This is a genomic window from Falsiroseomonas algicola (assembly GCF_011040385.1).
In the GTDB taxonomy this organism is placed as follows: domain Bacteria; phylum Pseudomonadota; class Alphaproteobacteria; order Acetobacterales; family Acetobacteraceae; genus Falsiroseomonas; species Falsiroseomonas algicola.
In genome coordinates this window covers 151,464-178,035 of record NZ_JAAIKB010000004.1, presented here as the reverse complement: position 1 = coordinate 178,035, position 26,572 = coordinate 151,464, and the positions used below count along the sequence as shown (strand labels likewise).

General features: G+C 71.6%; 31 protein-coding genes. 13 read left to right on the top strand and 18 right to left on the bottom strand.

From position 1 onward, the window contains the following. Positions 1–813, bottom strand: coding sequence for a bestrophin-like domain (locus tag G3576_RS12200; protein ID WP_164694676.1), 813 nt, complete (start codon positions 811–813; stop codon positions 1–3). A gap of 79 nt (positions 814–892) precedes the next feature. Here G3576_RS12200 and G3576_RS12195 point away from each other — a divergent pair, with 79 nt between their 5' ends. Beyond that, positions 893–1,288, top strand: coding sequence for a hypothetical protein (locus G3576_RS12195; protein WP_164694675.1), 396 nt, complete (start codon positions 893–895; stop codon positions 1,286–1,288). 2 nt (positions 1,289–1,290) lie between these two features. Here the strand turns inward: G3576_RS12195 and G3576_RS12190 are convergent, their stop codons facing one another. Genes G3576_RS12190 through G3576_RS12175 form a run of 4 tightly spaced genes read right to left on the bottom strand, consistent with a single transcriptional unit; the run spans position 1,291 to position 4,368 of the window. Then, the gene (locus tag G3576_RS12190) at positions 1,291–2,205 is read right to left on the bottom strand and encodes a carbonic anhydrase (protein WP_164694674.1); all 915 of its coding nucleotides are present in this window, start codon (positions 2,203–2,205) and stop codon (positions 1,291–1,293) included. Further along, positions 2,202–2,618 carry a DUF6524 family protein gene (locus G3576_RS12185; RefSeq protein WP_164694673.1) on the bottom strand — a complete coding sequence of 139 codons (417 nt, stop codon included), beginning with the start codon at positions 2,616–2,618 and terminating at the stop codon, positions 2,202–2,204. Before G3576_RS12185 ends, G3576_RS12190 begins: the two co-directional genes overlap by 4 nt. Next, positions 2,615–3,343: a hypothetical protein gene (locus G3576_RS12180; RefSeq protein WP_164694672.1), complete on the bottom strand. Its 729-nt coding sequence runs from the start codon at positions 3,341–3,343 to the stop codon at positions 2,615–2,617. Before G3576_RS12180 ends, G3576_RS12185 begins: the two co-directional genes overlap by 4 nt. Continuing rightward, positions 3,340–4,368, bottom strand: coding sequence for a hypothetical protein (locus G3576_RS12175; RefSeq protein WP_164694671.1), 1,029 nt, complete (start codon positions 4,366–4,368; stop codon positions 3,340–3,342). The genes G3576_RS12180 and G3576_RS12175 overlap by 4 nt, the downstream gene beginning before the upstream one ends. A 39-nt stretch (positions 4,369–4,407) precedes the next feature. Between G3576_RS12175 and G3576_RS12170 the strand changes: the two genes are divergently transcribed. Next, positions 4,408–5,010 (top strand): hypothetical protein, encoded by a 603-nt coding sequence (locus tag G3576_RS12170; protein WP_164694670.1) that lies wholly within the window; start codon positions 4,408–4,410, stop codon positions 5,008–5,010. A gap of 38 nt (positions 5,011–5,048) precedes the next feature. On the opposite strand, the gene G3576_RS12165 is transcribed toward G3576_RS12170, so the two are convergent. From G3576_RS12165 to G3576_RS12140, 6 genes are all read right to left on the bottom strand, one after another. After that, positions 5,049–5,849 carry a bestrophin-like domain gene (locus tag G3576_RS12165; protein ID WP_164694669.1) on the bottom strand — a complete coding sequence of 267 codons (801 nt, stop codon included), beginning with the start codon at positions 5,847–5,849 and terminating at the stop codon, positions 5,049–5,051. An 86-nt stretch (positions 5,850–5,935) separates the two neighbouring features. Next, positions 5,936–6,226, bottom strand: a complete 291-nt coding sequence (locus G3576_RS12160; RefSeq protein WP_164694521.1) for a hypothetical protein — start codon at positions 6,224–6,226, stop codon at positions 5,936–5,938. A 25-nt stretch (positions 6,227–6,251) separates the two neighbouring features. Beyond that, positions 6,252–6,686, bottom strand: coding sequence for a hypothetical protein (locus tag G3576_RS12155; protein ID WP_164694668.1), 435 nt, complete (start codon positions 6,684–6,686; stop codon positions 6,252–6,254). Positions 6,687–6,746: 60 nt separating this feature from the next. Continuing rightward, positions 6,747–7,496, bottom strand: coding sequence for a hypothetical protein (locus G3576_RS12150; protein ID WP_164694667.1), 750 nt, complete (start codon positions 7,494–7,496; stop codon positions 6,747–6,749). Between the two features lie 18 nt (positions 7,497–7,514). Further along, positions 7,515–8,633: a PstS family phosphate ABC transporter substrate-binding protein gene (locus G3576_RS12145; protein ID WP_164694666.1), complete on the bottom strand. Its 1,119-nt coding sequence runs from the start codon at positions 8,631–8,633 to the stop codon at positions 7,515–7,517. A gap of 32 nt (positions 8,634–8,665) precedes the next feature. Then, positions 8,666–9,493 carry a hypothetical protein gene (locus G3576_RS12140; RefSeq protein WP_164694665.1) on the bottom strand — a complete coding sequence of 276 codons (828 nt, stop codon included), beginning with the start codon at positions 9,491–9,493 and terminating at the stop codon, positions 8,666–8,668. Between the two features lie 222 nt (positions 9,494–9,715). On the opposite strand from G3576_RS12140, the gene G3576_RS12135 reads away from it, so the two are divergent. Beyond that, positions 9,716–10,561, top strand: a complete 846-nt coding sequence (locus G3576_RS12135; RefSeq protein WP_164694664.1) for an HpcH/HpaI aldolase/citrate lyase family protein — start codon at positions 9,716–9,718, stop codon at positions 10,559–10,561. On the opposite strand, the gene G3576_RS12130 is transcribed toward G3576_RS12135, so the two are convergent. After that, complete coding sequence (locus G3576_RS12130) at positions 10,550–11,746, bottom strand: MFS transporter (RefSeq protein ID WP_164694663.1); 1,197 nt, start codon at positions 11,744–11,746, stop codon at positions 10,550–10,552. The two genes, G3576_RS12135 and G3576_RS12130, sit on opposite strands and share 12 nt — an antisense overlap. A gap of 110 nt (positions 11,747–11,856) precedes the next feature. Between G3576_RS12130 and G3576_RS12125 the strand changes: the two genes are divergently transcribed. Continuing rightward, on the top strand, positions 11,857–12,267 hold the full coding sequence (locus tag G3576_RS12125) for a group II truncated hemoglobin (protein WP_207622784.1): 411 nt from the start codon (positions 11,857–11,859) through the stop codon (positions 12,265–12,267). Positions 12,268–12,302: 35 nt separating this feature from the next. Further along, the gene (locus G3576_RS12120) at positions 12,303–13,613 is read left to right on the top strand and encodes an 8-oxoguanine deaminase (protein ID WP_235951876.1); all 1,311 of its coding nucleotides are present in this window, start codon (positions 12,303–12,305) and stop codon (positions 13,611–13,613) included. Here the strand turns inward: G3576_RS12120 and G3576_RS12115 are convergent. The 5 genes from G3576_RS12115 to G3576_RS12095 all read right to left on the bottom strand — a co-directional run bounded on the left by G3576_RS12115 (position 13,602) and on the right by G3576_RS12095 (position 18,412). Next, the gene (locus G3576_RS12115; protein ID WP_164694661.1) at positions 13,602–14,591 is read right to left on the bottom strand and encodes an NADPH:quinone reductase; all 990 of its coding nucleotides are present in this window, start codon (positions 14,589–14,591) and stop codon (positions 13,602–13,604) included. The two genes, G3576_RS12120 and G3576_RS12115, sit on opposite strands and share 12 nt — an antisense overlap. 10 nt (positions 14,592–14,601) lie before the next feature. Then, a complete protein-coding gene (locus G3576_RS12110) occupies positions 14,602–15,585 on the bottom strand; it encodes a Bug family tripartite tricarboxylate transporter substrate binding protein (protein WP_164694660.1) in 984 nt (327 codons plus the stop codon). Further along, the gene (locus G3576_RS12105) at positions 15,582–16,124 is read right to left on the bottom strand and encodes a 3-isopropylmalate dehydratase small subunit (protein WP_164694659.1); all 543 of its coding nucleotides are present in this window, start codon (positions 16,122–16,124) and stop codon (positions 15,582–15,584) included. The genes G3576_RS12110 and G3576_RS12105 overlap by 4 nt, the downstream gene beginning before the upstream one ends. Further along, the gene (locus tag G3576_RS12100; RefSeq protein ID WP_164694658.1) at positions 16,121–17,407 is read right to left on the bottom strand and encodes a 3-isopropylmalate dehydratase large subunit; all 1,287 of its coding nucleotides are present in this window, start codon (positions 17,405–17,407) and stop codon (positions 16,121–16,123) included. Before G3576_RS12100 ends, G3576_RS12105 begins: the two co-directional genes overlap by 4 nt. Before the next feature lie 75 nt (positions 17,408–17,482). After that, on the bottom strand, positions 17,483–18,412 hold the full coding sequence (locus tag G3576_RS12095) for a LysR family transcriptional regulator (protein WP_164694657.1): 930 nt from the start codon (positions 18,410–18,412) through the stop codon (positions 17,483–17,485). Between the two features lie 131 nt (positions 18,413–18,543). Between G3576_RS12095 and G3576_RS12090 the strand changes: the two genes are divergently transcribed. From G3576_RS12090 to G3576_RS12055, 8 genes are all read left to right on the top strand, one after another. Beyond that, a complete protein-coding gene (locus tag G3576_RS12090) occupies positions 18,544–20,001 on the top strand; it encodes an FAD-binding protein (RefSeq protein ID WP_164694656.1) in 1,458 nt (485 codons plus the stop codon). Further along, the gene (locus tag G3576_RS12085) at positions 19,998–20,741 is read left to right on the top strand and encodes an SDR family NAD(P)-dependent oxidoreductase (RefSeq protein WP_328728985.1); all 744 of its coding nucleotides are present in this window, start codon (positions 19,998–20,000) and stop codon (positions 20,739–20,741) included. The genes G3576_RS12090 and G3576_RS12085 overlap by 4 nt, the downstream gene beginning before the upstream one ends. A 4-nt stretch (positions 20,742–20,745) precedes the next feature. Continuing rightward, complete coding sequence (locus G3576_RS12080; RefSeq protein WP_164694655.1) at positions 20,746–21,555, top strand: aspartate/glutamate racemase family protein; 810 nt, start codon at positions 20,746–20,748, stop codon at positions 21,553–21,555. Between the two features lie 116 nt (positions 21,556–21,671). Further along, positions 21,672–22,544 carry a Bug family tripartite tricarboxylate transporter substrate binding protein gene (locus tag G3576_RS12075; protein ID WP_164694654.1) on the top strand — a complete coding sequence of 291 codons (873 nt, stop codon included), beginning with the start codon at positions 21,672–21,674 and terminating at the stop codon, positions 22,542–22,544. An 11-nt stretch (positions 22,545–22,555) separates the two neighbouring features. After that, positions 22,556–23,530 carry a Bug family tripartite tricarboxylate transporter substrate binding protein gene (locus G3576_RS12070; protein WP_164694653.1) on the top strand — a complete coding sequence of 325 codons (975 nt, stop codon included), beginning with the start codon at positions 22,556–22,558 and terminating at the stop codon, positions 23,528–23,530. Between the two features lie 17 nt (positions 23,531–23,547). Next, positions 23,548–24,129, top strand: coding sequence for a cysteine hydrolase family protein (locus G3576_RS12065; RefSeq protein ID WP_164694652.1), 582 nt, complete (start codon positions 23,548–23,550; stop codon positions 24,127–24,129). A 72-nt stretch (positions 24,130–24,201) separates the two neighbouring features. Beyond that, on the top strand, positions 24,202–25,176 hold the full coding sequence (locus G3576_RS12060) for a Bug family tripartite tricarboxylate transporter substrate binding protein (RefSeq protein ID WP_164694651.1): 975 nt from the start codon (positions 24,202–24,204) through the stop codon (positions 25,174–25,176). Positions 25,177–25,180: 4 nt separating this feature from the next. Further along, positions 25,181–25,993 carry an aspartate/glutamate racemase family protein gene (locus G3576_RS12055; RefSeq protein ID WP_164694650.1) on the top strand — a complete coding sequence of 271 codons (813 nt, stop codon included), beginning with the start codon at positions 25,181–25,183 and terminating at the stop codon, positions 25,991–25,993. Here G3576_RS12055 and G3576_RS12050 read toward each other — a convergent pair. Then, positions 25,966–26,529 carry a cytochrome b gene (locus tag G3576_RS12050; protein WP_164694649.1) on the bottom strand — a complete coding sequence of 188 codons (564 nt, stop codon included), beginning with the start codon at positions 26,527–26,529 and terminating at the stop codon, positions 25,966–25,968. The two genes, G3576_RS12055 and G3576_RS12050, sit on opposite strands and share 28 nt — an antisense overlap. Positions 26,530–26,572 lie beyond the last annotated feature (43 nt).

Below are 26,572 nucleotides of genomic sequence, written 5' to 3'. Positions count from 1 at the left end.
TCAGGGCCTGGCGTGGCGCGTGCTGCCGGGGATGGCGGCGGCGCGGTGCGCCAGGCTCTGCGACAGCGTCTGGTAGGGGCTGGCGGAAACGCCGACGCTGCTGCGGAAGGGCTGGTCCATCAGGAAAACGAAGGCGATCAGTGCGCCGACGCCAGCCGCCTGCACCGCCAGCATCGCCACCGTGTGCAGGCGCGGCGGATAGAGAGCGCCGGTCAGCGCCAGCAGGCCGAACAGCACCAGGATCAGCATCCAGAATTCCTGCGGCAGGCCGATCCGCGCGCCCTCCAGCCGCCTCTCTCGCGCGCCGTCCATGTCGTCGAATTCCTGCAGCATGTCCGTGGCCAGCACTTCCGGCGCCGTTGCGGCCAACTGGTAGAAGCCGGCCTCCAGCCGTTCCAGCAAGCCCTGCGTGGTGGCGTGCCGGCCGCTGCTGACCATGGCCGGGAATTCGTCCGCGGCGATGCTGCGCGCATAGGCGGCAAGTTCCTGCCGCAGCGCATGGCCGGATGGTCCGGCGCGGTCCGCGATGCGCGCCACCGTACCAATCGCCGCGACCTCCAGCGCAACCAGGCGCTGCGCGTCGTTCGCCTGGCCGCGTGCCTGCACGGCGCAGAAGGCGAGGATGAGCGTCAGCGCCGCCATCACCGCGCCGGTGGTGCGCATGGCGATGTCGATGTGTTCCTTGGTCTGCGGGATGCGCGCCAGCGGCGCCAGCGCGGCGCAGCCCAGGGCCGCCACCATGGCCGCGGCGCCCATGAAGGCCGCATAGACGGCCGCGCTCGGCAGGCCGTGCAGAAGGGTCAGCAGCTCCATGGCCGCAGCCTGCGCCCTGCGCGCTTAACCCGGCATTGACGGGGCCCGGTGATTCCTGCGCGCATCAGGAGGATCGGCGATGGCGCAGGCTGTGGCGCGGGGCAGGGGCTGGAAGCCGGATCCCGTGCTGGCATCGCTGCACGGCATGGGCGGCCACCTGGTGCTGCATGCGGACCGGCTGCGCATCCTGCGGCATGGCCCCTGGTTCACGGCGGTGAACCTGCTGTCGCATCTGGAGCGGGAGATGGAGACGACGATCCTGCTGCGTAGCCTGGTCGGCGTGCACCTCGTGCGGTCGCTGCTGCTGGTGCAGTTCCTGCGGCTGACCTATGCGGGCGCGCCGGCGCCGACGGGCCACTACCTCCGCGACGCCTTCGCGGAGAACGCCTTCATGTTCAGCCTGGCCGACAACCGCCCGCTGCAGGCCATGGCCGCGCGCATCACCCAGGCGGCGCGCGCGGCCGGGGCGGTGTAGGCCTACGCCTCCGCCATGCGGCGGTACCAGGTGGTCGTGCGCAGCATGCCATCGGGCCGAGGCGCCAGGCCTTCCGCCGCCATCAGCCTCGCGACCGCCTTTTCCGCCTCTGCGCGGCTCCCCTGGCTGCCTGCCAGTCCGTGATACAGCGCGGCCGCGTGACCGACATCGCGGCGGGAGACGCGGCCACGCGCATCCGCCTGGGCGCGCAGGAAAACGAGGACTTGGCGTGCAGCGGTGCTCGGCGTCGCGCCGTGGCGCGTGGCCTCAGCCGCCAGGGTGGCGCGGGCCTCCGCGGCGGTCAGGCCATAGCGCGTGACACCCTCGGCCAGCAGGCTGCGCTCGGCCTCCGCATCCGCAAGCCCGGCGGAGAGCCGCAGCCGAACCAGCTCCGCGAAGGCCGGGGCGCCGGCAGGTGGCGCGGCGGGGGGCGCTACGCCTTCCGCGCGCAGGCCCGAAGCTGAGGTGGCGCAGGCCGCGCAGGGCAGGCGCTGGGTGCTGCCGTCCAGCGCCATCAGGTGCAATTCCACCGCCATGTCGGGGTGCCGGCGCAGCACTTCCGCCGCCGCGCGGTCCATCACCGCCTGGTGCTGGCGCTGCTCATCCGCCGGGTCCGCGGCCAGGTTGCGGCCGGCCCAGAGGTTCATCGCGCCGCAGTCGCGATGGTTGATGATGATCACCCGCCGCACGCCATGCAGCTGGCGGGACGCCGCCAGGTTCTCCCATACCGCGGTGTTCCAGCCCGGGCGGTTCTGGTCCACCGCGGCGAGCGCCGCGCCGGCGATCCGCATCTCGCTGTAGCGGTTGGCGCGGCCCATGGTGGCCAGCAGCTGCGTCACGTCATCCACCAGCCGCGGGTCGATGCAGCTGAGGACGAAGGCGTCCGCCTTGGACGTGTCGGGGGATGCAGCGGTCACTTCTTGACCTCCTCCGTATGGGTGATGCCGGTCAGGCGATGATCGAGGTGGGAGTAGGAAAGGCCGGCGGTGAACACCGCGGCGATGCTGACCAGCGCCCAGATGAGCAGCGTCGCTCCATCGAACAGCGTCTGGCCGGTGAGTTGCGCCAGGGTGATGCTGGCGCCGATCGAGAACATCATGACGAGCGCGACGCCGAGCCGCCCGAGCACGCCCATCGTCGTCTTCCACAGCAGCAGCAGGATGGTGGTCAGCACGGCGCCCACGGCGAGCTTGGCCCAGAACCAGTCGAAGCCGCCGAGTACCCAATGCAGGTAGGAGGTGCCGGATGGGTTGTAGACCGCGAAGACGATGAACAGGCTGAACAGCGCCCGCGCCACGACGCCGCGCCAGTTGAAGGGCGCCGCGCTCATTGCATCGCCACCCGTTGCAGCGCGAGCGCGGCCAGGTTTCGCGCGGCCTCATCCGCGGCGAGGCGCCGTTGCAGCCCCTCCCGCCACGGGCGGAGCGCGGCGGTGGGGGCGGGTGGCAGGCCTTCCAGCGCGCGCTCCGCGGCCGTCAGGTCGCCGCCGGCCAGGGCTGCGGAGGCGGCCTGGACGGCGGCGAGGGTGGGTGTGCCGGCGCTGCCGAGGCTGGCGCCGAAGCGCATGGTGGCGGCGGCGCGGCGGGCCAGCCAGCCGGCATCGGGCGCGAGCCCCATCTCCGCCAGCACCGCGGCTTCCGCGGCATCGCCGAAGGTGTCGGCCAGGTGCCGCACCAGGGGCGCGCCCTGCGGTGCCACGGCCTGCAGCGGCGCCAGCAGCGCGCTCGCCTCCGGATCGCCAGCCGCGAAGGCCAGCGCCAGCGCCAGGGCGCGCGGGAAGGGGGCGCTGCGCGGCAAATGGGGCAGCAGCAATTCGATCCCGATCAGGGGCAGGGGTGCATCGGCCGGCAAGGGTGCGGGCATCACCGCGGCGGCCGGGGAGACCATGGGTGGCAGGGGTCGATCGAGCGCTACGAACAGCGCCGCCGCGGCCAGGATGACGGCGCTGCCGGACAGCAGCAGCGCGGCCCGGCCCTGGCGTGGCGGCAGGGGCTGCGGCGGGTCATCGATCGGCGTGGTCGCTTCCTCCGCCGGTGGCGCGGGCAGGGGCATCATGGGCAGGTCGCCCGGCGAGCCAGCGCGTCCAGCCGCGCCTGCAGGGCGGCGGCGACGGCCTTGTCGGCCTCCGCCGCCAGGCGGCGTTCGGCATTGCCGATGGCGTCCAGGGCCTGCGCCTCGAAGGCCGCACGGTTCAGCGTGGCATCCAGCTTGTTGAACAGCCAGTCGATGCCCCAGGAGGCACCGATGCCGCCGGCGAGCCCCACCACCGTGCCGGGCAGGCCCGCGAGGGCGTAGCCGAAGGCGCCGCCGGTCGCGACCAGGGATCCAGCCTCGCTGACGCGCACCACCACGGCGCCCAGCCGTGCGGCCATGGGGCGGAGGGAGCGCATGAACACCATGCTGGAATCCGACCCTTCCTCCGCAATCACTGCCATCGGGTCATCCGGCGTCGCCGCCAGCAGGGCCGGTGCCAGGGGCTGCGCGACCGCGGGCAGGTCGATGAGGATGCTGGCCGGGCCCGGTGCCGGGGGCAGCGCCCGCAAGGCCCGGATGGCGCGCGCCAGCACGGCGGCCCATTCGGCATCGACCACGGCACCGACATGGGAGAGGTCTGCCGCGAAGCCGCCATTCTCCAGCGCCGGGGCCAGGACGCGGTTGCGGAATTCCAGGCGGATGGGCGCGGCCATCTCCTCCGCGATCGCCGCGGCGTCGGGGATCTCGCCCCGACCGGCCAGGGCATCCGCGAGGCCCACCGCGCCTCGGGCGAGGACGCGGTAGGAGGTGACGTAGCTCTGCACCCAGCCATAGGCCCAGTCACCGAAGCGCGGGACGTGTTCGCGGGCCGGGGCCAGGCGCATGGCGGCGGCATCGGCCAGCAGCCGCGCGCCCATGCCGCGGATGGCCTCGGCCTCCGTCGCAAGCCTGTCTGCCAGTTGTTGCGCCGTGCCGTCCGGCGCCGCGTGCAGCGTGCAACTGCCGTCCGGCGTGGCGACCGCGAGCATCTCGGCCCGGGCCGGCATCGCCGCCAGGGCCAGCAGCAACAGGGCGCCGTAACGGCTGGGAAAGCGATGCTGCCCCATGATGCGGGACGCCAAGGGGCGCAGCTGAGGAGTGGCACCATGGACTACGCCGGCATGGCGGCCCTGGCCTGGGGCGGGATGGAAGCGGTGGCGGCCATCCTGATCGCCCTTCTGCTGCTGCGTGGCGCCAGCGGCGCCTTCGCCCTCGCCGCGCCGCATGACGCGGAAGCGGTGCCGCTGCTGCATGTCGCGGCCCTCGGCACCGGGCTCGCCCTCGGCCTCGCGATCCTGCTGGCCCTGCCGCATGGGGAGGCCTTCCGGCTGGCGCAGGTCTTCGATGGCGATGGGCGCTGGACGCAGGGCCTCGGCGCCTTCCTTGCCGCCAGCCTGCTGCCGGGGCGGGAGACGCTGGGCGCCGCCCTGGTCGCGCTTCGCAGCATCGATGGCCCCGCCGGCTTCGCGGGGCTGCTGACGCTGGCCGGGCTGCTCGCAGGCGCTGCCGTGGCGATGCGGCTGTGGCGCGGCATGGCGCGGCTGCGCGCGCTGGTCGCCTTCCTGCTGCTGGCCGCCTGCGTCGCGCTGTTGCTGCACTACGCCGCCCATCTCGCGGCCTGGCTCGCCGCCCGGCTGAACTTCTGGGTCTTCGCGCTGCTGCTGCTGGGCTTCCAGCGTTGGCGCTATGCGCCACGGGCAGCCCACTAGCGCCATGCGCCACGGGTTGCGCACTGAAGCGGCGCGCATCACGAGACCTCCATCAGCGCCAGGAAGGGCCGCGGCGTCAGCAGCGCCGGATCGCCGACATAGGGAAAGGCGAGCTTGAGCGCGACGAGGAGGACGGAGCCCACGATCAGCGCAATGACGCTGCCCATCGCGTAGTGCATCGTCGCGCTGCCGCCGTTGAAGAACCACTGGAAGGCGATGACGGCGACGGAGACGGTGATCACCAGCATCCAGATCAGCCCGGCCAGCGACCGGCTGGTGACGGAAAGCCGCCCGATGCGCGCTTCCGCCACGCTGCCGATCCAGTCGCCGATCTTCTGCTGCAGCGCCTGCTGGCCGGAGGATGTGCCATCGAGGTCGAGGAAGGCGCGCGTCAGCCGCTGGAAGGCGGCGTCGGAGGCCGGGTTGGGCGTGCCGGCCTGCATGGCGGGCCAGTCATCGGAGACGACGGAGGCGGCATAGCCGCGGATCGCGGCGCGCATCTCGTTCCGCGCCTCCGCGAAGTCCGGCCCGTTGAAGGTGTCGACGGAGAGCGCCAGCATGTAGAGGCCGCTGGCTTCCTTCTGCAGCGTGTCGCGCGATGTCTGGTAGGTGTCCCAGGCGCCGACCAGCGCCAGCGCCGCGACCACCGCATAGATCTCCACCACGAAGCCGTATTTCACGGCGCCGACGGTGGCGTTGGTGGCGAATTCATGCGGCGTGAACAGCGCATACATGGCGCGCCCGAAGACGAGAGCGATCACCACCGGCACGCCGATGGTGATGATGATGCCGGCCCAGGCCGGCAGCGCCGCCAGGCTGTGCGGCAGCAGGATGTCCAAGACCGGGCTCCTCCTCGGTGTCTCGGTCAGCAGGGGCCCGGCATCCTGCCGGGCCGTCGTCGGCGCACCGTTGCGGCGCGCCGGCCTCAATCCTCCGGGCCGTGTTCCTTCCAGGCCCAGTTGCCGATGGTGACACCGGCGATCGCGCCGATGGCGGCGCCGATGAACCCGCCATTGATCAGGGCGGATCCCGCCAGCGCGCCCGCGAAGAGCCCGGTGCCGAGCGCCGCCGCATGGCCGGCGGAGATGTCGGGCATGGGCGGCAGCTGCACCTGCGGCAGCGTGAGGGTGGAAGCGTGCGGCGGCGGCGCCACGGTCTGGGCCGCGGCAGGCAGGCCGAAGGCGAGGAAGGCGAGCAGCAGCAACAGGCGCGGCATGGTCATTCTCCTGGAACAGGCGTTGTCAGGCATCGATCGCGCGATACCAGCGGCGCGACCGCAGGATCCGGCCGCTCGGCCGGGGCTGGAGGTCCATCTCCTCCATCAGGCGCTTCACGCGGCGGCGGGCTTCCGTCTCCGTCAGCTCGCCCCCGGCGCGGGCGCGGTAGAAGGCGACGGCGCGGCCGAAATCGTCGCGGGCCACGCGGTTCCGCCGATCCGCCAGCGTGCGCAGCAACTGGCGGGAGGAGGCGCCGAGTTCGGCCTCCATCGCGATGTCGCCTTCCTGCGCCGTGCCGCGCAGCAGGCCCTGCGCCTCATCCAGCGTCAGGCCGTAGCGCGTAAGCCCTTCCTCCAGCAGCTTGCGTTCCTGGTCGCGGTCCAGGAAGCGGCGGCCCTGGGTCTGCAGCTTCACCAGTTCCGTGAAGCGGGCGCGGCCCGCGGCGTCGGTCATCGACATCGATGGAATGGCCTTCCCTTCTGGAAGAGGCGCACCCTTCTGGCGCGCCGGTCATGGGCTTCAAAAATCCAGCGTCGCCGGGCGCAGCGCCGGCCCGCGCGGCCCGGGCGCGGGGGCGTCGAAGCCCTGGCCCTGGGTGCGCGGCAGCGCGGTCTGTACGCGCTGGTTCAGGCGTTCGATGGCCCGCATGATGCGGCTGGCCTCGATCCCCAGCGGCGCATCGGTCGGCGTCAGCACCAGCTTCACCTTGGGCAGCGGGAAGAGGTCCACCTCCACCTTGTCCACGGTGAAGCCGCCGATCTCCCCGGCATCCATGATGCCGCGGACGATGGTGCGCTGGATCGCGGCCAGCGGCCCGGGATTCGCGCGGGCATGGCGTTCCAGCATGCGTTCCAGGTAGTCGCGGTCGCCTTCCGTCAACTCCCGCGCCTGGCCAAAGGTCAGGCTGAGGCTGGGGAAGAGGCTGACGGCGGATTCGATTTCCTTCAGCTTGTAGCCAGCGACATCCATCAGCCAGGTGAAGTCCTCCCGCGCCTGCTCATGGGCGGCGGTCGGCGGACGGCGCATGAAGCTGCTGGTGCTGAGGCCGAAGCCGAAGGCATCCATCAGGCTGGACCAAAGTCGCTCCGCCCGGTCGCCCAGCGTGTCGCCGGAGGGCAGGTCCTGCAGCGGCACGGTGACCACGGTGCGCGGCACGGTGGCCGCGCCGGGCGCCGTCTGCGCGCCCGCGGCGCCAGGCAGCAGCAGCAACGCGGCCAGCGCGGCCGCCATGGGGAAGGAGGCGCTCGGGCGCGGGGATCGGGCGTGCATGGCGTGCATCCTTCTGCGTCAGCGGGACATGAGCGTCTGGCGTTCGGCGATCCGCCGCTGCGCAGCGCGGTCGGCCGGCGGCAGCGGGACGATCCCGGCAAAGGAGAGGTAGCCGCCCGGGCCGCCAGCCTGTTCGCTGCTGACCTCGTTGAGGAATTCCTGCAGGCCGCGCACCACGCCGACACCCTGGAAGTTCCTGCCATGCTGGCGCTTGGCATAGAGGTAGTAGGTGCGGGACTGCTCGTAGCTGCCACTTGCGATGGTCGTCGGCGTCGGCAGGTCCCCGTCCAGCTTGACAGCCAGGAAGTTGCCGCCGCTCGAGACCAGCTGGTCGTAGCTCATCACCGCCAGCGTGCCGGGCGGCGCGGCCAGCAGCCGCGCGGGAACATCCACGGCCGGCACCGCCGTCACGACACCATCGTTGCGCAGCGTCACGCATTTGGAATGACGGTAGCTGGCTTCGAAGATCAGGCGGATGTCGCGCACGTGGCGGCACCCGGCTTCCAGCACCAGATCCTCGAACAGCAGGCGCGTACCGCTGTTGTCGGCGGGTACGATCATGCGGATCGGGGAGCGTGGCAGGCCGGGGGCGATATCCGACCAGGTGGTGGCACGGTTCGGGACGAACTCACCCTCCACCGGCTGTTCCGCCGCCAGCGCGGACCAGACCTGGCGCGAACTGATGTTCGGCAGGACCTCGCCTCGCCGCGCGACCAGCACCACGGCGCCCATGCCGACCTGCATCTCGATGATGTCGCGAACGCCGTTGGCGTTGCAGTTCTCCACCATCGCGCGCGGCATGCGGCGGGTGGTGATGGCAATGTCGGGCGTGTGCATGCCGACGCCGGTGCAGAACAGTTCCAGCGCCTGGCTGGATCCGATGGCGCGGACATGGGGGGGATGCGTGCCTTCGAAGCGTTCGGTGAAGGTCTGCGCCAGCAGCTGCGCCACACCGGCGGAGGAGCTGGAGCTGACGATCACGAGCCGGTCGCGCAGCGTCAGGCTGCCGATCGGCGAGGTGGTCTGCACCGCGCCGCCTGGCGCGGTGACGGCTGGCGCCATCCCCGTCTGCGCCGAGGCGCTGGCGCCGCCAAGCGCGACAAGGGCCGCGAGCAGCGGCAGGAAGGTCCGGCGCAAGGGCTTCTCCTTCGTGGAGGGGGGGAGGGGGGTCATGAGGGGCGGCCCGTGGTGGCGGTGCTCGACAGTGCCCGCAGCAGCGTTTCCTGCACCGCCTGTTCGACTGCGATCCGCGCCCTGGCCTGCGCGAGCCAGCCCGCCAGCAGCGGCTGCAGGCTGGCATCCAGCGCGCTGGCATCCGCCACGGCGCCGGCCAGGTTGCCGCGCCGCAATTGCTGGGCGACGGCGCCGATCGCCACCTCCTGATCGGAAGGAGGCGGCGGGGCCGTGAGGCCGATGGCCGCGAAGCCGCCGCGCAGCAGGCCGAGGCCCTGGTCGAAGAACCCGCCGGGCTGCGGCGCCCGGGCGACGAGCTGGGGCATCAGCGCGGAGAAGCGCTCCCGCAACTCGGCTTCCGAGGGCAGGCCCCGCGCGGCATGGCTCATCAGCACCTCCGCTACCGGGCGCGGCAGGGCACCGGCGGGGGCGAGATCCGCCATGGTCTGGTATTCGCGCAGCCAGGGGCGGGCCGTTGCGACGCTGGATTGCAGGAGCAGTGCGGCAGCCAGGAAGCGGTCGCCCTGCGGGCCGCGCTGCGCCAGGCTTCCTTCCAGCCGCTGCGCCGCCGCCTCCGCCCGGACGGCCTGCGCTTCGGCGCGGCTGGCCTGCTCCTCCGCACGGCGTGCGGCATCCAGTGCCGGCGCGATGGCGGCCTCGATCTGGACCAGGCTGGGTGGGGCCTCTCCGGCCGTGGCCGGTGCCAGCGGCGCGCGCAGCAGCGTCGCGGCGACAGCCGCGACGGCCAGGCCACCGGCAAAGGCCAGCCCGGGCAGCAGGAAGGGTTGCCAGGCCGGCTTCGGCTGGATGGCCGGGGCCTGCATGGCCAGGAGCCGCGGGCTGGGGGAGCGGTGCTGCGCTGACACGGGTCTTCCGGTGCTGGGCGAGGCGGGGTGGGCGCCCGCACCATGCCCCGCCGCCCCTTACCCGCCGATTAAGCCCGGCACCGCACTGCACCATGATTCGTGCATCGATGGCCGGCGGCCTTGACCGCCGGCGCCGGGTGATCGAACTGGCCCGCACCACAGCCGAGGAGGATCGACGCCATGCCGAGACCGCGCCGCAGCGCCCTGTTCATGCCCGGCTCCAACGCCCGGGCGCTCGACAAGGCGCGCGGCATCGCCTGCGACACCATCCTCTTCGACCTCGAGGATTCCGTCGCGGTGGAGCAGAAGGCACTGGCGCGCGACCAGGTGGCGGCGGTGATCCGGGCCGGTGGCTATGGCGAGCGGGAACTGGTGGTGCGGGTTAACCCGCTGGGCAGCGCGCTGGTCGCGGATGACATCCGCATGGCGGTCGGCGCCGGCGCCCATGCCGTGCTGCTGCCCAAGACCGAAAGCGCCGCCGATGTGCTGGCGGTGGAGCAGGCCCTGGCCGAGGCGCCGCCAGCCATGGGCATCTTCGCCATGGTGGAGACGCCCCGCGCCATCCTGGCGGTGGCGGAGATCGCGGCGCGGGCGGAGGGCGGGCGGTTGCAGGCGCTGGCCGTCGGCCCGAACGACCTGGCGAAGATGACCGGCGTGCGGGCGGGCGCGGATCGCGCGCCGATGCTGTCCTGGCTGTCCCAGGTGGTGCTGGCGGCCAAGGCCTACGGGCTTTCCGCCCTCGATGGTGTCTACAACAATTTCCAGGACGAAGACGGCTTCGCCGCCGAATGCCGCCAGGGCCGGGCGCTGGGCTTCGATGGCAAGACGCTGATCCACCCCCGTCAGGTGGAGCCCGCCAATGCCCTGTTCGGCGCCTCGGCGGAGGAGGTGGCCTGGGCGCGCCGCATCGTCGCCGCCTTCGCGGAACCGGCGCATGCCGCGGCCAATGTCATCAACCTCGATGGGCGGATGGTGGAGCGGCTGCACCTCGAGGAAGCACAGGCGCTGCTGGCCTCAATCCGGTAGGGCCGGGCGCCGCAGCAGGGCGAGGCCGACGACCAGCGCCGGCAGGCCGCAGGCGGCGAAGCCCCAGCCATGCTGGCCGGTCAGGCTGAGCACCAGCGCATAGGTCAGCGGCAGGACCAGCGCGCCGAGCTGGCCGCTGGACAGCACACCGCCGGTGGCCGCGCCGCTCATGCCCTTGGGCGCCAGGCGCGCGGCCTCCGACAGCAGGACGCCGTGCCAGGACATGGCGGTCAGGCTGATGCCGATGGCGACGGTGGCGAAGAGCGCGAGCGGCCATCCCGTGCCGGAGAGGCCGAGCAGCCCCGTGCTGGCTGCCATGCCGAGCGAAAGCGCGCCCATCAGCACCCGCGGCGCCACATGCCCGCTGCCAAGCCAGCCCCAGAAGATGCGCGCCGGCACAGCGACGACCATGGCGAGTGAGAACACCGCGCCAGCCGTCGCCAGCCCATGCCCCATATGCACGAGGTAGATGACGAAGAAGCCGATGAAGACCGTCTGCAGCCCGTTGAAGGCGAAGCAGGCGAAGGCCAGGTTGCGCAGCGCCGGGCTGCCGGCCACCACCTGCCCGGACAGCCAGAGGTCGCTGAGCTTGAAGGCGCGGCCGGGCATGCGGTCATTGTCGAAGGTCGCGCGCAGCGGCTGCAGCGCGACCGCGAAGACCAGGCAGAACAGGGCCGCGATCTCCAGCGTTGCGCGCCAGCCGAGCCAGGCCGTCAGCCAGGGGCCAACCAGGCCGGACAGCAGCAGGCCCGCCGGCACCGCCGTCTGCTTGATGGAGAAGACGAGCGGCGCCTGCTTCGGCGGTGAATAGCGGCCGAGCAGGTGGGAGCTGGCGGGGGTGGAGACCGCCGCGCCGCCGCCGCCGATGATGGCGGAAAGCGCGAAGAAGAAGAGCGGGCCGACCGCCGCGGCCGCCAGCCCGATCGCCAGCATGACCAGGGCCAGCTGGCTCATCCGCAGCGCGCCCCAGCGCAGGATGAAGCCGCCGCAGCCCATCTGGAAGAAGAGGGAGGCCGCCGCCGCCAGCCCGACATAGACGCCGGCCAGGGCGGGATCGAGGCCGAGATCCGTGATGATCGCGGGCGCGATGATGGAGGGCAGGTTGCGCCCCAGCGCCGCGCAGGTCTGCTGGAGGAACATCGCGCCGAGGATGACGAGCAGCAGGCGTGGAATCTGGACGGCCATCTCGCCTTGCCGGACGCTCCCTGGAAGAAGGCCACGATAGGCGCCTCGCGCCGGGGCCGGAACCCGCTTCTGGCTTCGCCCTGGCCCGCTTCCCGGGCATGATGCGCCGCATGACCGCCGACCACGTGACCTCCCCCCAATCCCCCTATGCCCTGCTGGGCGGGGAGGAAGGGCTGCGCCGCCTGACGCGCCGCTTCTACGCGCTGATGGACGAATTGCCCGAAGCCGCCGCCTGCCGCGCCATCCATCCGGACAGCCTGGAGCAGGCGGAGCAGCGGTTCTTCGAATACCTCTCCTTCTGGTTCGGCGGGCCGCCGCTGTTCCTGCAGACACGCGGCGCGCCGATGCTGCGCGCGCGGCATCTGCATGCGCCGATCGCGGGGGCGGAGATCGAGGGCTGGATCGCCTGCTTCCGCCAGGCCTGGGCGGAACAGGTGCAGGACCCCGCCCTGACGGAGGCGGTGATGCCGAAGGTCCTCGCCATGGCGATGCACATGCGCAACCGGGAGGATGCGGCGTGAGCCTGCTGCTGCACAACGCCGAGGTCGTGGTGACCATGGACGCCGCGCGGCGTGAGTTGCGCGGCGGCTGGGTGCATGTGGCGGGCGGGGCCATCACCGCGGTCGGCGCCGCCGGCGAAGCGCCGCCGCCAGCCGCGGAGAGCATCGACCTCGCGGGCCATGTGCTGATGCCAGGCCTGGTGAACACGCATCACCACATGTACCAGTCGCTGACCCGCGCCCTGCCGGCCGCGCAGGATGCGGAGCTGTTCGACTGGCTCGGCGCGCTCTACCCCGTCTGGGCGCGCATGACGCCCGATGCGCTGCGCATCGCGGCCGCCACGGCGATGGCGGAGCTGGTGCTGAGCGGCTGCACCACGGCGGCCGACCACCACTACATCTTCCCGAATGGCTGCCGGCTGGACGACACGATCGAGGCCGCGCGGCAGGTCGGAATCCGCTTCCACCCGACACGCGGCGCCATGAGCCTCGGCCAGTCCAGGGGCGGGCTGCCGCCGGATGCCGTCGTGGAGGAGGAGGCGGCGATCCTGGCCGACATGGAACGCGTGGTCGCGCGGTTCCACGACCCCGCGCCGCTTTCGATGCTGCGCATCGGAATCGCGCCCTGCTCGCCCTTCTCCGTCACGCGGGAGTTGATGCGGGATGCCGCGGGCTTCGCGCGGGCGAGGGGGCTGCGGCTGCACACGCACCTCGCTGAGAACGACAAGGACGTCGTCTTCAGCCGGGAGAGGTTCCGCTGCACGCCGGCGGAATACGCGGAGGAACTGGGCTGGGTCGGCCCCGATGTCTGGCACGCCCATTGCGTGAAGCTGGACGAGGCGGGCATCGCGCTCTTCGCCCGCACCGGCACCGGCGTCGCGCATTGCCCCTGCTCCAACATGCGGCTCGCCTCAGGGATCGCGCCGATCCCGGCGATGCGTGCGGCTGGCGTGCCGGTCGGGCTCGGCGTGGATGGATCGGCGTCCAATGACGGCGCGCATCTGCTGGGGGAGGCGCGGCAGGCGATGCTGCTGGCGCGCGTCGGGCACGGCCCGGCCGCGATGACGGCGCGGGATGCGCTGGAGATTGCGACGCTGGGCGGCGCCCGCGTGCTGGGGCGGGACGATATCGGCGCGCTGGCGCCGGGCATGGCCGCGGACCTCGTCGCGTTTGATGCCAGCGGCATCGACCATGCCGGCGCGGGGGCGGACCCCGTCGCCGCGCTGGTCTTCTGCACGCCGGCGCGGGCCGCGCTCTCCGTCATCAACGGCCGCATCGTGGTGCGGGACGGGCGGCTGCTCACGCTGGATGAGCGGGAGCACGCCGCGCGCCACCGCGAGGCGGCGCGGGGGCTACTACAGGCTTGAGGCGCAGTCCAGCACGACGTTGCCCATGACCTCGCCCCGCGCAACCAGGTCATGCGCCTCCGCGCAATCCTCGAGCGGCATGACGGCGCCGATGGCGTGGCGCAGCGCGCCAGCCTCCATCCAGCGCGTCAGCGTGGCCAGGCCCTCGGCCCGGGCCTCGGCCGGCAGGTCGTAGACGATGAAGAAGCGGATCGCGACGCCGGAGAGGATCAGCGGGAAGAAGGGCAGCGCCATCTCCGGCTTGCCGCTGCCGTAGCAGGTGCAGAGCCCGCCCCTGGCCACGATCTGCGGCAGCAGCGCGGCATTGGCGGCCAGGTCCACCTCCACCACGCGATCCACGCCCTGGCCGCCGGTCAGTTCCTTCACCGCCGCGGCGACGTCCTGTGTCTTGTAGTCGATCACCGCATCGGCGCCGGCCGCCTTCGCATGCGCGGCCTTGCCCGGGCTGCTGACGGTCGCGATCACTTGCGCCGCGCCCATCAGCTTCGCCATCTGGATGGCGTAGTGGCCGACGGCGCCGGCGCCGCCCGCCACCAGCACCCGCTGCCCCGCCACGCCGCCATCGACCTGCACGGCCCGCCAGGCGGTCAGCGCGGGGATGCCGAGGCACGCACCTTCCTGGAAGCTGGTGCCCGCGGGAAGCGGCACGGCCTGGGCGGCGGGCAGCGCGATGTAGTCGGCCGCCGTGCCGAGTGCGCGCTGCCACTGGCCGTTCCAGATCCAGACGCGCCCCCCGATGCGCGCGGCATCGACGCCGTCGCCCACGGCCTCGATCGTGCCGGCGCCGTCGCTATGCGGAATGATGCGCGGCGCCAGCATCGGCCTGCTGCCGCCCCGCGCCTTCCAGTCGGAGGGATTCACGCCGGAGGTGGCGAGGCGGACCAGCACCTCGCCCGGACCTGGCGAGGGGGTCGGCATCTCGCCGACCACGATCACCTCCCGTGCCGGTCCCGTCCGCTCATACCAGGCTGCGCGCATCGCTTCGTCCCTATTGGTCCAGCCGGATATTGCCGATGCGCACGGCCTCGCGCGAGGTCTCCGTCTCGTCCCGGATCACCGCCGTGTAGTTGGCGGGGGTGATGGCCTCCGCGGCCGGGATGGCGCCGCCGAGGCTCTCCAGCCGCTGCCTGATGGTCGCGTCATGCATGGTGCGGGCCAGCGCCGCGCGCAGCGTCTCCACCACATCGGCTGGCATCCCCGCGGGTCCGAGCAGCCCGAGCGTGGTCGTGAGTTCCTGCTGGACCAGGCCGGCTTCCCGCAGCGTCGGCACATCCGGCAGCTGGCCAGCGCGGCTCGCGGAGGCCACGGCGATGATGCGTGCGCGGCCATCGGCGTGCAGCGGCAGGGCGGAGGAGAGCTGGTCGAAGACGACGGGGATGGTGCCGGCGATGAGGTCGTTGATGGCGGGGCCCGTGCCGCGATAGGGCACGTGCACCAGCTCCGCCCCCGTGCCGGCGTTGAACAACTCCACCGCCAGATGCGCGCCCGATCCGATGCCCGCGGTGCCGGCCGAGAACTGGCCCTTCTGCGCCTTCGCCGCCGCCACGAATTCCGTAAGGTTCCGCGCCGTGACCTGGCGGGAGATCATCATCACGATCGGCACGCGGTAGCAGATGCCGATGGGGGCGAGGTCGCGCAGCGTGTCGTAGGGCAGCTGCGCCATGGCGACGGGGAAGAGGGAGAGCGGCCCCGTCGAGCCCAGCAGCAGCGTGTGACCATCCGCGCGCGACCGCGCCACATGCTCCGTGCCGACGATGCCGCCCGCGCCGGCGCGGTTGTCGATGACGACGGGCTGGCCGAGCGCAGCGGAGAGGCTGGGCGCGATCAGCCGCGCCGTGAAGTCCACGTTGCCGCCCGGCGGGAAGCCCACGACGATGCGCACGGGGCGATCGGGGAAGCGGGTCTGCGCGCGCAGCGATGGCGCCGCGAGCATCGAGGCGCCGGCCAGGATCAGGCGTCGGCTGAGGGTCATCGGGTCGCTTCCTCTCGGGCTTGTTGCGCGCGGCGTTGCGCGAATTCGCGTTCCAGCAGCGGGATGACGCCGCCGGCCCGCCAGATCTCCACCATGCGCGGGGAGAAGGGCTTGGATCGAAGGGTGCCGCCATCGGCCAGCGTGACAACGCCGGTCTCCGGATCGGCACCGATGACCTCGCCATCCCGCACGGCACCCTGGATGCCGGGGCAGATCATCACGGGCAGGCCGGCATTCAATGCGCGGCGCAGGAAGCCGGCATCGCAGCTTTCCACCACCACGACCGCGATGCCGGAGGCGCGGATGGCGACGCTCACCTCGACGTGGTTGTGATGCGCGAAGTTGCGGCCGCCCACGATGATGTCGCCGGGCCTGACCTCTGCCGGGAATTCGGGGCGCAGGCGGCGGAAGCACATGGCGCGCAGCGCGGCCTCGTCGTGTTCCTTGCCGAAGCTGTCGCGGATGATGGCGAATTCAATGATGCCGTCATCGCCGGAGACATCGTCCCCGAAGACCCAGGCGCGGCCGCGCGGGCTCATGCCACGCCCTCCGCCATCATCGGCCGCGGGTCGGCGATGCGGCCCTCGATCGCGGAAGCGGCGACGACGGCGGCGCCGGCCAGGTGGACGCGGGCGCTGCGGGCGCCGTTGCGGCCGGCATAGTTGAACTGCTGGGTGGAGATCAGGACCTCATTGTCGTTCAGCACGCCCTGGTAGCCCCAGCAGGTGGTGCAGCCCGGCGCGAGTACCGTGGCCCCAGCTTCCGCGAAGACTTCCAGCAGGCCCTCGCGCGCCGCGGCGGCATAGACGTTGCGGCTGCCCGGCGTGATGTAGAGCGTGACATGCGGTGCCACGCGCCGGCCGCGCAGCAGCCCGGCGGCAAGGCGCATATCCTCCATCCGCCCGCCGGAGCAGGATCCGATCGTCGCCTGGTCGATGCGCTGGCCTGCGACGTCGCCGACCGGCACGGCGGCATGCAGGTCCGGCGGCAGCGTCACCATGGGCGCGATGGCGCTGAGGTCATAGGTGAGGTCGGCGATGTAGGGCACGCCGGGATCGGCTTCGACCACCTGCCAGGGCCGCCCCTGCGCTCGCGCCTCGACATAGGCGATGACGGCATCGTCCACCGGCATCACGCCGGTATAGGCGCCGCTGTGGAAGAGGCTGGCGAGGATCGTCTCCCGCTCATCGATCGAGAGCGTCGCGACGCCCGCGCCCGCGAATTCCACACAGGCCTGCAGCAGCGCGGAGTTCGTCGTCTGGTCGCGCAGGATGGTCTGGATCACGTCCCGCGCGCCGACACCGAATCCCATGCGCCCCGTCAGCGTGATGCGCGCCGATGGCGGCACCGCGATCCAGGTGCCGTCCTGGATCAGCGCGACGATCACCTCCGTCGAGATCGGCAGGTTGAGCGCGCCGAGCGCGCCGATGGAGGCGATGTTGCCTTCGTCGGAGAAGATCAGCGTGCCGGGCCGCGCGAAGCCGCGCTCCGTCAGCACCAGGTGTCGCAGGCCGTTGCCCGGGCCGAAGAAGGTCTCGATGCCCTGGCTCGCGCACCAGTCGCGCAGCGTGCGGTGGGTCTCGTGATGGGGCGATCCCATGGCCGCGCTGGTGGAATGGTCGATCACCATGATCGCCTTGTCGGGTCGCGGGATGCGATCGACGCCGATGCGTTCCAGGTTGCGCTTGTGGCCGGGCCAGAACAGTTCCTGGCAGGCGACATAATCGGGCGCCACCGTGACGTAGTCACCGACTTCCACCGAGGCCATGCCAGCGGCGCGGGCGATGATCTTCTGCGCGACGCTGCGCGGCGTCCCGTCCATGCACGTTTCCCCAGGTTGCAGGCTTAGGCCAGCTTTATGACCTTAGTCCTGCCAAAAGGGGCTGTCCATTGCCCTTCAGCGACGACGGATGCGGATGGGCGATGCGGGCGCCTGGCGGAGATGCTCCGGGAAGGCAGCGGCGGCGAAATCGGCGAAGGCGCGGACCTTCGGCGCCGTGAAGCGCGCCTTGGGATAGGCGACGTAGAAGACCTGCGCCTCCGTCTCCCAATCCTCGAGGATGGCGCGCAGCCTTCCATCGCGCAGATGCGCATGCGCCAGCAGGCCAAGCACGTAGCAGAAGCCGCCGCCGGCAGCGGCAGCGTTCAGCAGCGCGTCGCTGCTGTTGAAGGCGAGCGGGCCTGCGGGCTCCACCTCTGCCCGCTCCTCCCCGCGACGGAAGCGCCAGCGGCGGGGCGGCGCGCCGGCATCGGCGACCCAGGCCAGGCTCTGCGCGGGATCGATGGCGGCGGGATGCGTCGGCACGCCGTGGCGGGCCAGGAAGGCCTGCGCGGCGCAGACCACATGGGTGCTTCGATAGACCGGGCGCGCGACGAGGTCGCCCGTCTCCACCTCATCCATCCGGATCGCGACATCGATGCCGCGCCGCGCCAGGCTGTCCACCTCATTGCCGAGGATCGTGACCACGCGCAGCCCGGGATGGGCGGCCGCGAAGGCGGCAAGCGCCGGCGCCAGCACCATGTGGCCGACCGCGATCGGCACCTGCACGCGCAGCACGCCCCGTGGTGCATCGCCACCTGCTTCGGCCTCCGCCTCCGCCATGGCGCCCAGGATGGCGCGGGCACGGGGCAGGAAGGCCTCGCCTTCCGGCGTCAGGCTCAGGCTGCGCGTGGAGCGCTGCAGCAGCGTGCAGCGCAGATGCGCCTCCAGCGCCTGCAACTGCGCGGTGACGGTGGGGGGCGAGAGGCCGAGCCGAGCGGCGGCACCGGAGAGGCTGCCCGCCTCCGCCGCCGCGACGAAGACCTCGATCGCCTTCAGCCTGTCCATGGGCGCAGCCTATCTCATCATTCGGGAAAGCCGAAGGCTGTCTTCGGCCGCCGCATGGCCCTGCGCCGTTGCCCTGGCGCCGCCGCGGGTGAACCCTGCGCCCGTCCAAGAAAGAGGAGCGCGCCGGTCTCATGGCTGCGGGGGAGGAGTTCGACCTGGTGGTGGCGGGCTGCGGCGTGGCGGGGCTTTCCGCCGCCGTCGCGGCCGCGGAGCAGGGCGCGCGCGTCGTCGTGCTGGAACGCGCGCCGCAGGCCGAGCGCGGCGGGCAGAGCCGCTACACCGAGGCCTATCTCCGCATGAAGAGCGAGAGCGAGGTCACCGACGATTTCGAGACGCACCTCGCGGAGAATGGCGCGCTGCCCTACGCCGATCCCGACCTCGCGCCCGAAGTGGCGCGCCCCATGGCGGATCGCGCCGGCCATGCGCGCGCGCTGTCGATGATCGATCCCGACGTGGTGCAGGAATTCGCCAACCAGGCGGGGCCGACCATCGCCTGGCTGAAGACCATGGGCGTGCGCTTCGACTTCCTGCCGACGCAGTTCCTGACGAAGTCCCAGCCGCGCCTGCTGCCGGTCGGTGGCGGCGCCGCGCTGGTGGAGGCGCTGGCGAAGCGGGCCGAGGAGATCGGCGTCGCCTTCCGCTACGAGACGACGGCACAGCGACTGATCCAGGACGAGGAGGGCCGCGTCACCGGGCTGGTGGCGCGCCAGGCCGGGCGGATGCTGCGCTTCCTCGGCCCCGTCACGCTGGCCTGCGGCGGGTTCGAGGGCGATGCGGAGATGTCCACGCGCTACCTCGGCCCGCGTTCCAGCTTCCTCCGCACGATCTGCAAGGGCGGGCTGTTCAACCGCGGCGAGGGCATCCGCATGGCGCTCGACATCGGGGCGGCGCCGAGTGGCGATTTCGGCAGCTACCATGCGGAGCCGATCGATCCACGCTCCTCCATCGCGGAGCCGTCCGTCTTCCTCTTCCCCTACGGCATCCTGGTGAACAAGGAAGGCCGCCGCTTCGTGGATGAGGCGCCGGGCACGGTGGACGCGACCTATGAACGCGTGACGCGCCGCATCTACGAACAGCGCGACGGCATCGCCTGGGTGATCCTGGATGCCAGGCATCGGGAGATCCCGAACTGGCGGCTCGGCCTGCGCACCGACCAGCCGCCGATCGAGGGTGAGAGCATCGAGGCGCTGGCACAGGCCATCGGCCTGCCGGAAGCGGCGCTGGTGGCGACGGTCGCGGACTACAACGCCGCCTGCGTGCCCGGCGAATGGAAGCCGCTGCAACTGGACGGGCTGGCGACGCGGGGGCTGGTCCCGCAAAAGTCCAACTGGGCCACGCCGCTCGTGACCGGCCCGTTCCACGCCTATCCCATCATCTCCGCCAATGTCTTCACCTTCGGTGGCGTGCGCGTGGATGAGAAGGCGCGGGTGCTCGACACCGGCGGCGATCCGATCCCGGGCCTCTACGCGGCCGGGGAGGTCGTGGGCATGTATTACGGCACCTATACCGGCGCGACGTCGGTGCTGAAGGGGCTGGTCTTCGGCCGGCTGGCCGGCAGCGATGTCGCGACCACGAGGCGCAACCTGTGACGGCGCCGCTAGAAAGCCGCGTCGCGCTGGTGACGGGGGCCGCGGGCGGCATCGGCAGCGCCACGGCGCGGGAACTGTCCGCGCGCGGCGCGACGCTGGCGCTGGCCGATCGCGCGGCGCCATCGGTGGAGGGCGCGCTCAACCTGGCGGTGGATGTCACCGATTCGACGCAGGTGCGTGCCATGGTGCAGCGTGTCGTCGCCAAACTCGGGCGGCTCGACATCCTGGTGAATGTCGCGGGCACCGTCTCCATGGGCGCGGCGGCGACGCTGCCAGAGGCCGAGTGGGACCGCGTGATGGCGGTGAACCTGAAGGGCAGCTTCCTCTGCTGCCAGGCCGTCATTCCCGCGATGCGCGCCAACCGCCACGGCCGCATCATCAATATCGGCTCCATCATCGGCAAGAATGGCGGCAATGCCCGGCCCTGGATCGATCCCGCCGAGCAGGACCGCGCGAGCAACGTGGCCTATGGCGTCTCCAAGGCCGGCGTCCATGCGATGACGGCCTTCCTGGCGCGCGAGCTGGCACCGGATGGAATCACGGTGAATGCGGTGGCGCCCGGGCCCATCGCCTCCGCCATGACGACGAACTTCCCGGCCGCGCTGCAGGCGCTGATCCCCGTGGGTCGCATGGGCCGGGCGGAGGAAGTGGCGGCGGCCATCGCCTTCCTCGCCGGCCCCGAGACGGGCTTCATCACCGGCGAAGTGCTGGACATCAACGGCGGCATGTGGAGCGACTGAACCGATGAAGATATGGCACCACAGCTTCACCGTGCTGCAGAACCTGCCGGCCTATGCGGAGGCGATGGCGGCGCATCTGGCCCGCGCCGCCGCGCCGGGCACCGAGGTCACGATGCATGGCATGCATCCCGAGACCTACCTGACCGAATATCCCGGCAACGACATCAGCTTCCACTACCTGCAGACCCTGCACAGCCAGCAATTCGTGCTGGGGGCCATCGCGGCGGAGGAGCAGGGCTTCGACGCCTTCGCGCTGATGACGCTGCCGGAGCCCTCGCTGATGGAAATCCGCAGCCTGGTGGACATCCCCGTCGTGGGCTACGGCGAAAGCGCGATGCTTGCAGCCTCCATGCTCGGCCAGAAGATCGGCGTGCTGCTCTTCATCCATGGCATGGCAGGCACCGTCGAACGGAATGTGGACCGGATGGGCCTGTCGTCGCGCTTCGTGGGCGCGCAGCCCGTCTCCTTCACCTTCAACGACGTGCTCGCGGCCTATGCCGGCGATCCGGCGGAGGTGGTGGCGCGCTTCCAGGCGGATGCGCGGGCGCTGATCGCGCGGGGTGCCGATGTGATCATCCCCGGGGAGGCGCCGCTCTGCCTGCTGCTGTCCAAGGCGGGCATCGCGGAGGTGGATGGCGTGCCGGTGCTGGATGCGGTGACGGCGACGGTGAAGGCGGCGGAGATGATGGTCGGCATGCGCCGAATCACCGGCGCGAAGCCCAGCCGCCGCGGCTACTTCCAGGCGCAGCCGCCGCGCGCGCGGGTGAAGGAGATCCTTCGCTTCTACGGCATCGACCGCGCCGCCGGCGCATGACAAGGGGGGAAGCAATGACCATCGAACGGCGTAAGCTGCTGGGAGTAGCCGCAGGACTTGTTGCGGCGTCGCGTGCCTCGGCGCAGGAACGCTTTCCCGCGCGGACGATGCGCATCGTGATCCCCTTCGCGGCCGGCGGCAGCACGGATATCCTCGCGCGGCTCTGCGCGCAGATCCTGACGGAGAAGCTGGGGCAGACGGCGGTGGCGGAGAACATCACCGGCGCCGGCGGCACCATCGGCGCGCAGCGCGTGCTGGATGCGCCCGCGGATGGCTACACGCTGATGGCGGGCACGCCAGGCCCCATCACCATCAACCCGCACCTCCAGCCCCGCATCCCCTACCAGCCGCTGCGGGATTTCGAGCCGGTGGCCTTCGTCGGCGCCAGCCCGGCCGTCGTCGTGGTGAGGCGGGACAGCCCGATCCGCAGCATCGCCGACCTGCTGTCGGCCGCGAAGGCGAACCCCGGCAAGCTCACCTACGGATCCGCCGGCATCGGGTCCTTCGCGCATCTGTCCGGCGAGTTGTTCAAGTGGCGCGCGGGGGTCGATCTGACGCATGTGCCCTATCGCGGCACCGCGCCCGCGGCGACCGACATCATCGGTGGCCGCATCGATGTGATGTTCGAGAACTACCCCTCCGTCCAGGCCTACCTGACGGGGGGTGAGCTGCGCACCATCGCCATCGGCGCCACTGCCCGCTCCGCCCTGTTGCCCGGCGTGCCGACGGTGATGGAGGCCGGTGTGCCCGGCTACGAAAGCACCTCCTGGTTCGGCCTCTTCGCCCGTGCGGGCATCCCGCCGGCGGCACTCTCTGCGATGAACGCGGCGATCAATGCCGGCATCGCGGAACCCGCGATGACGGCGCGGCTTGCCGGCCTCGGCATCGAGCCCGCCGGTGGCACGCCGGCAGCCTTCAGGGACTACATCGCCCGCAGGCTGGACGAGACGGGCGAACTGATCCGCACGGCGCGCATCACCGCGGAATGAAGGGGAACGCCATGATCACACCCACTCGCCGCGCGCTGCTGCTCGCGGCGCCCGCCATCGCCCTGCTGCCGGCAACGGCACGCGCGCAGGCCTGGGGCCCGACGCGCCCTGTGCGGCTCATCGTCGCCTATCCGCCAGGCGGTGCCACGGACCTCGTGGCGCGCTGGGTGGCGCGGGAATTGTCGTCGCGGCTCGGCCAGCCGGTGGTGGTGGAGAACCGGCCTGGCGCCAACGGCATCCTCGGCAGCCAGGCCGTCCAGCAGGCGGCGCCGGATGGCCACACCCTGATCTTCACCACGGCAGACACGCATTCCGTGAACCCCGTGGTCTATCGCCGGCTGCCCTACCAGCCGCAGAGCTTCGTCCCGGTCTCTGCCGTGGCGCGGCTTATCTTCTCCCTGGTCACGCGCCCCGGACTCGGCCCGAAGAACGCACAGGACTTCGTGGCGCTGGCGCGGTCGCGCGCCTCCAACCCGCTCACCTTCGCCTCCTGGGGGGTCGCCAGCACCTCGCAGGTGATGATGGAGACGATGAAGTTCGAGACGCGGACGGAGATGCAGCACATCCCCTTCCAGGGCGCCGCCCCCGCCGTACAGGCGCTGCTTGGCGACCAGGTGGATGCCATGATGCTGCCGGTCGCGGTCGCCATCGGCCAGCAGGGACGCCTGCCGATCCTGGGCGTCGCCACGGCGCAGCGCTTCTCTGCCATTCCCGAGGTGCCGACCCTGACGGAACAGGGCATCAACCTGTCGGGGGACCTCTGGCTCGCCATCCTCGCGCCCCCTGGCACGCCGTCCGCCATCGCCGACCGCATCGCGCAGGAAACCCAGTCCTTCGTCCGCGCGCCCGCGGCGCTGGACTTCCTGACGCCGAACGGATTGCTGGCGGATACGCAGGATCGCGCGCGCTTCATCAGCTACATCGCGGAAGACGATGCGGTGTGGCGGACGCGCGTGGAACGGCTTGGCATCAAGCTCGACGACTGAAGACAGGAACACGCAGCATGAAGTCGATCTACCTCGTCCTCGACATGGAAAACGACCTGGTGGCGGAGGACGGGCCGAACGGGAAGGGGCCGCTCGGCGCCCAGGTGCAAGGCCGCGGCATCATCAAGAAAACTGCGGCCGCCATCGCCAAGGCGCGCGCGGCCGGCGTGCCGGTGGGCTATGTGCGCGTCGGCTTCTCCCCGGACTATCGGGAGGCGCCGACCACCTCCGTGATCTTCAACGGGGCGCGGCAGCACGGGCTGTTCAAGCTCGGCAGCTGGGGGACCGAGATCCACAAGGACCTGACGCCTCAGCCCGGCGACTTCGACATCGTGAAGCACCGCGTCAGCCCCTTCTACGCCACCAACCTGGAAGCGATCCTGCGGGCGCATGGCATCCAGCGCATCATCTGCTCCGGCGTCTCCACCGTCGCCGTCGTGCAGGGCTGCGTGCGGGACGGGCATGACCGCGACTACGTCATGACCGTGCTGGAGGATTGCTGCGCCTGCCCGACGCAGGAGGATCATGAGGCCGCAATCCGCGCGCTGCAGCGCTTCGCGACCTTCACGACGTCGGACGCCATCGACTTCGCGGCCTGATCGGGGAAGGCGGCGCTTGAAGGGCGCCGCCGACCTGATGCAGAGTGACTTGCATACAGGGAGGATACAAGAATGCGCACCCAGTCCACCCGCCGCGCCGTGCTTGGCGCGGCTGCCGCAGCCCTCGCCACACCCGCGCTGGCGCAGCCCGTCGCCGGCGGCCGCACCATCCGCATCGTCGTGCCCTTCGGCGCAGGCGGCGCCGTGGACATCGTGGCCCGGCTGGTGGCGCAGGAGATCGCGCCGCGCCTCGGCCAGACCGTGGTGGTGGAGAACCGCACGGGCGGTGGCGGCAACATCGCCATGGAGCATGTCGCGCGCGCCACGCCGGATGGCACGACGCTGTTGATGGCCTCGCCCTCCGTCATCGTGAACCCGCATCTCTATCCCAGCCTGACCTATGACCAGGCGACTCAGCTGGCGCCGCTGATGCTGGTGGGGGAGGTGCCCTCCGTCATGATCGCGCCCCCGTCCTTCGAGGCGAGTGACGCGCGCAGCTTCATCGCCATGGCGCGGGCCCGGCCGGGCCACTTCACCTATGGCTCCGGCGGGTCCGGCACCACGGAACATCTGGCCAGCGAACTGCTGAAGCTGCGCGCGGGGCTCGACCTCGTGCATGTTCCCTATCGCGGCGGCGCGCCGGCCATGACGGACCTCCAGGCCGGGCGGCTTTCCGTGATGTTCACCAACCTGGCGCAGGCGCTGCCGCTGATCCGCGGCGGGCAGTTCAAGGTGCTGGGCGTCGCCGACCGCCAGCGCCACCCTGCGCTGCCCGACGCACCGACCTTCGCGGAGCAGGGGATCGAGGGCATCAACGTCACGGTGTGGTGGGGCATCATGGCGCCCGCCGGCCTGCCCGCGGAGACGACGCAGCGCCTGCATGCCGTGCTGGCGGAAAGCATCGCCGCACCCAGCATGGTCGCCGCGCTGGAACGCCTCAGCGCCAAGCCGCTCGGCGGCAGCATCGACAGCTTCGCCCAGCGCCTGGCCAGCGAAGGCCGGTCCTGGGGCGAGGTGATCCGCAGCGCCAACATCCGGGCGGAGTGAGGCGATGAAGCTCTGGTACCAATCCCTGACGCGTCCCGATGCCTGGCCCGCCTACCAGGCGGCGCTGCGCCGCGTGCTGGCGCGCGCGACCGATCCCGGCACAACGATCGAGGTGCATGGCATCGAACAGCGCGGCGGCGTCGGCGACCAGTACCGGCGGCTCGAATTCATCGAGACGATCGAAGTGCTGGAGAATGTCGAGCGTGCGGAGGCGGAGGGCTTCGACGCCGTGCTGCTCGGCAACATCGCCGATCCCGGGCTGCGCACGGCGCGGGAGATGGCGCGCATTCCCGTGCTCGGCCTTTGCGAGACCTCGCTCTTCACGGCCTGCCAGATGGGCGTGACCGTCGGCCTCGTCGTCTCCAACGACAAGCACTACTCCCGCATACTTGAGAACGTCGCGCTCTATGGCCTGAACACGCGTGTCGTGGCGGTGGAACGCATGGCGGTGGATCGGCTGGTGGACCTCGATGCCGCCTTCAGCCCCGGCGCGGTGCAGGACCGCATCCTCGGCCAGTTCCATGCGGCGGCGGAGGCCTGCGTGGCGAGGGGGGCGGAGGTGGTGATCCCCGCCGTCGGCGTCGCCATGGTGCTGCTGGCGGAGCAGGGCATCCATGAGACGGTGAAGGATACGCCCGTGCTCTGCGGGCCCATGGCGCTGGTGCAGGCCGGGCAGGCGGCCGTCCGCCTCTCCCGCGCCATGGGCGGTCGCTATGCCAGCCGGCGGGGCGCCTATGGGCAGCCGCCGCCGGGGCAGATCGAGGAACTGCGCCGCTACTACGGGCCGGTCTATCCGGCGGTGACGCCGGATCCCTGAGGCAGCATCCGCCGCAGCACGTCGTCGCGCTGGATGACGTGGTGCCACAGCGCGGCGCCGGCATGCGCGGCGACCAGCGCCACCAGGGTCCAGGCCATCAGCTCATGCGCCTCGATCCACAGCCTGCCGCCGCCGATCGGGAAGGGGGCGGGGATGAGATTGTCGCCGAACAGCTGCAGCGGCCGGCCCCGCGCCCAGCGATCCAGCGCGCCCGTCACCGGCATGGCGACCATCAGCGCGTAGAGCAGCGCGTGGACTGCTGACGCAGCGCGATCCGTGAGGCTGTGTCCGGCGACCGCGATGCCGGGCACCAGCAGGCGCCGCAGCAGCCGCAGCAATACGGTTGCCAGCACGATGGTGCCGAGGCTGTAGTGGATCATCATCACCATGTCGCGCTGCGGCCCGCGCGGCCATTCATCCATGGCCAGTCCCAGGCCGAAGGCGGCAACCAGGACCAGGGCCGCGCCCCAGTGCAACGCGATGGTGAAGGCGCCGTGGCGGGCCGGGGCGGTGTGTTCGATCGTCGGGGCAGGCATGTCGGGCTGTCCGGTCGGAGGGGGAGCGCCCGGCCGGATGGCC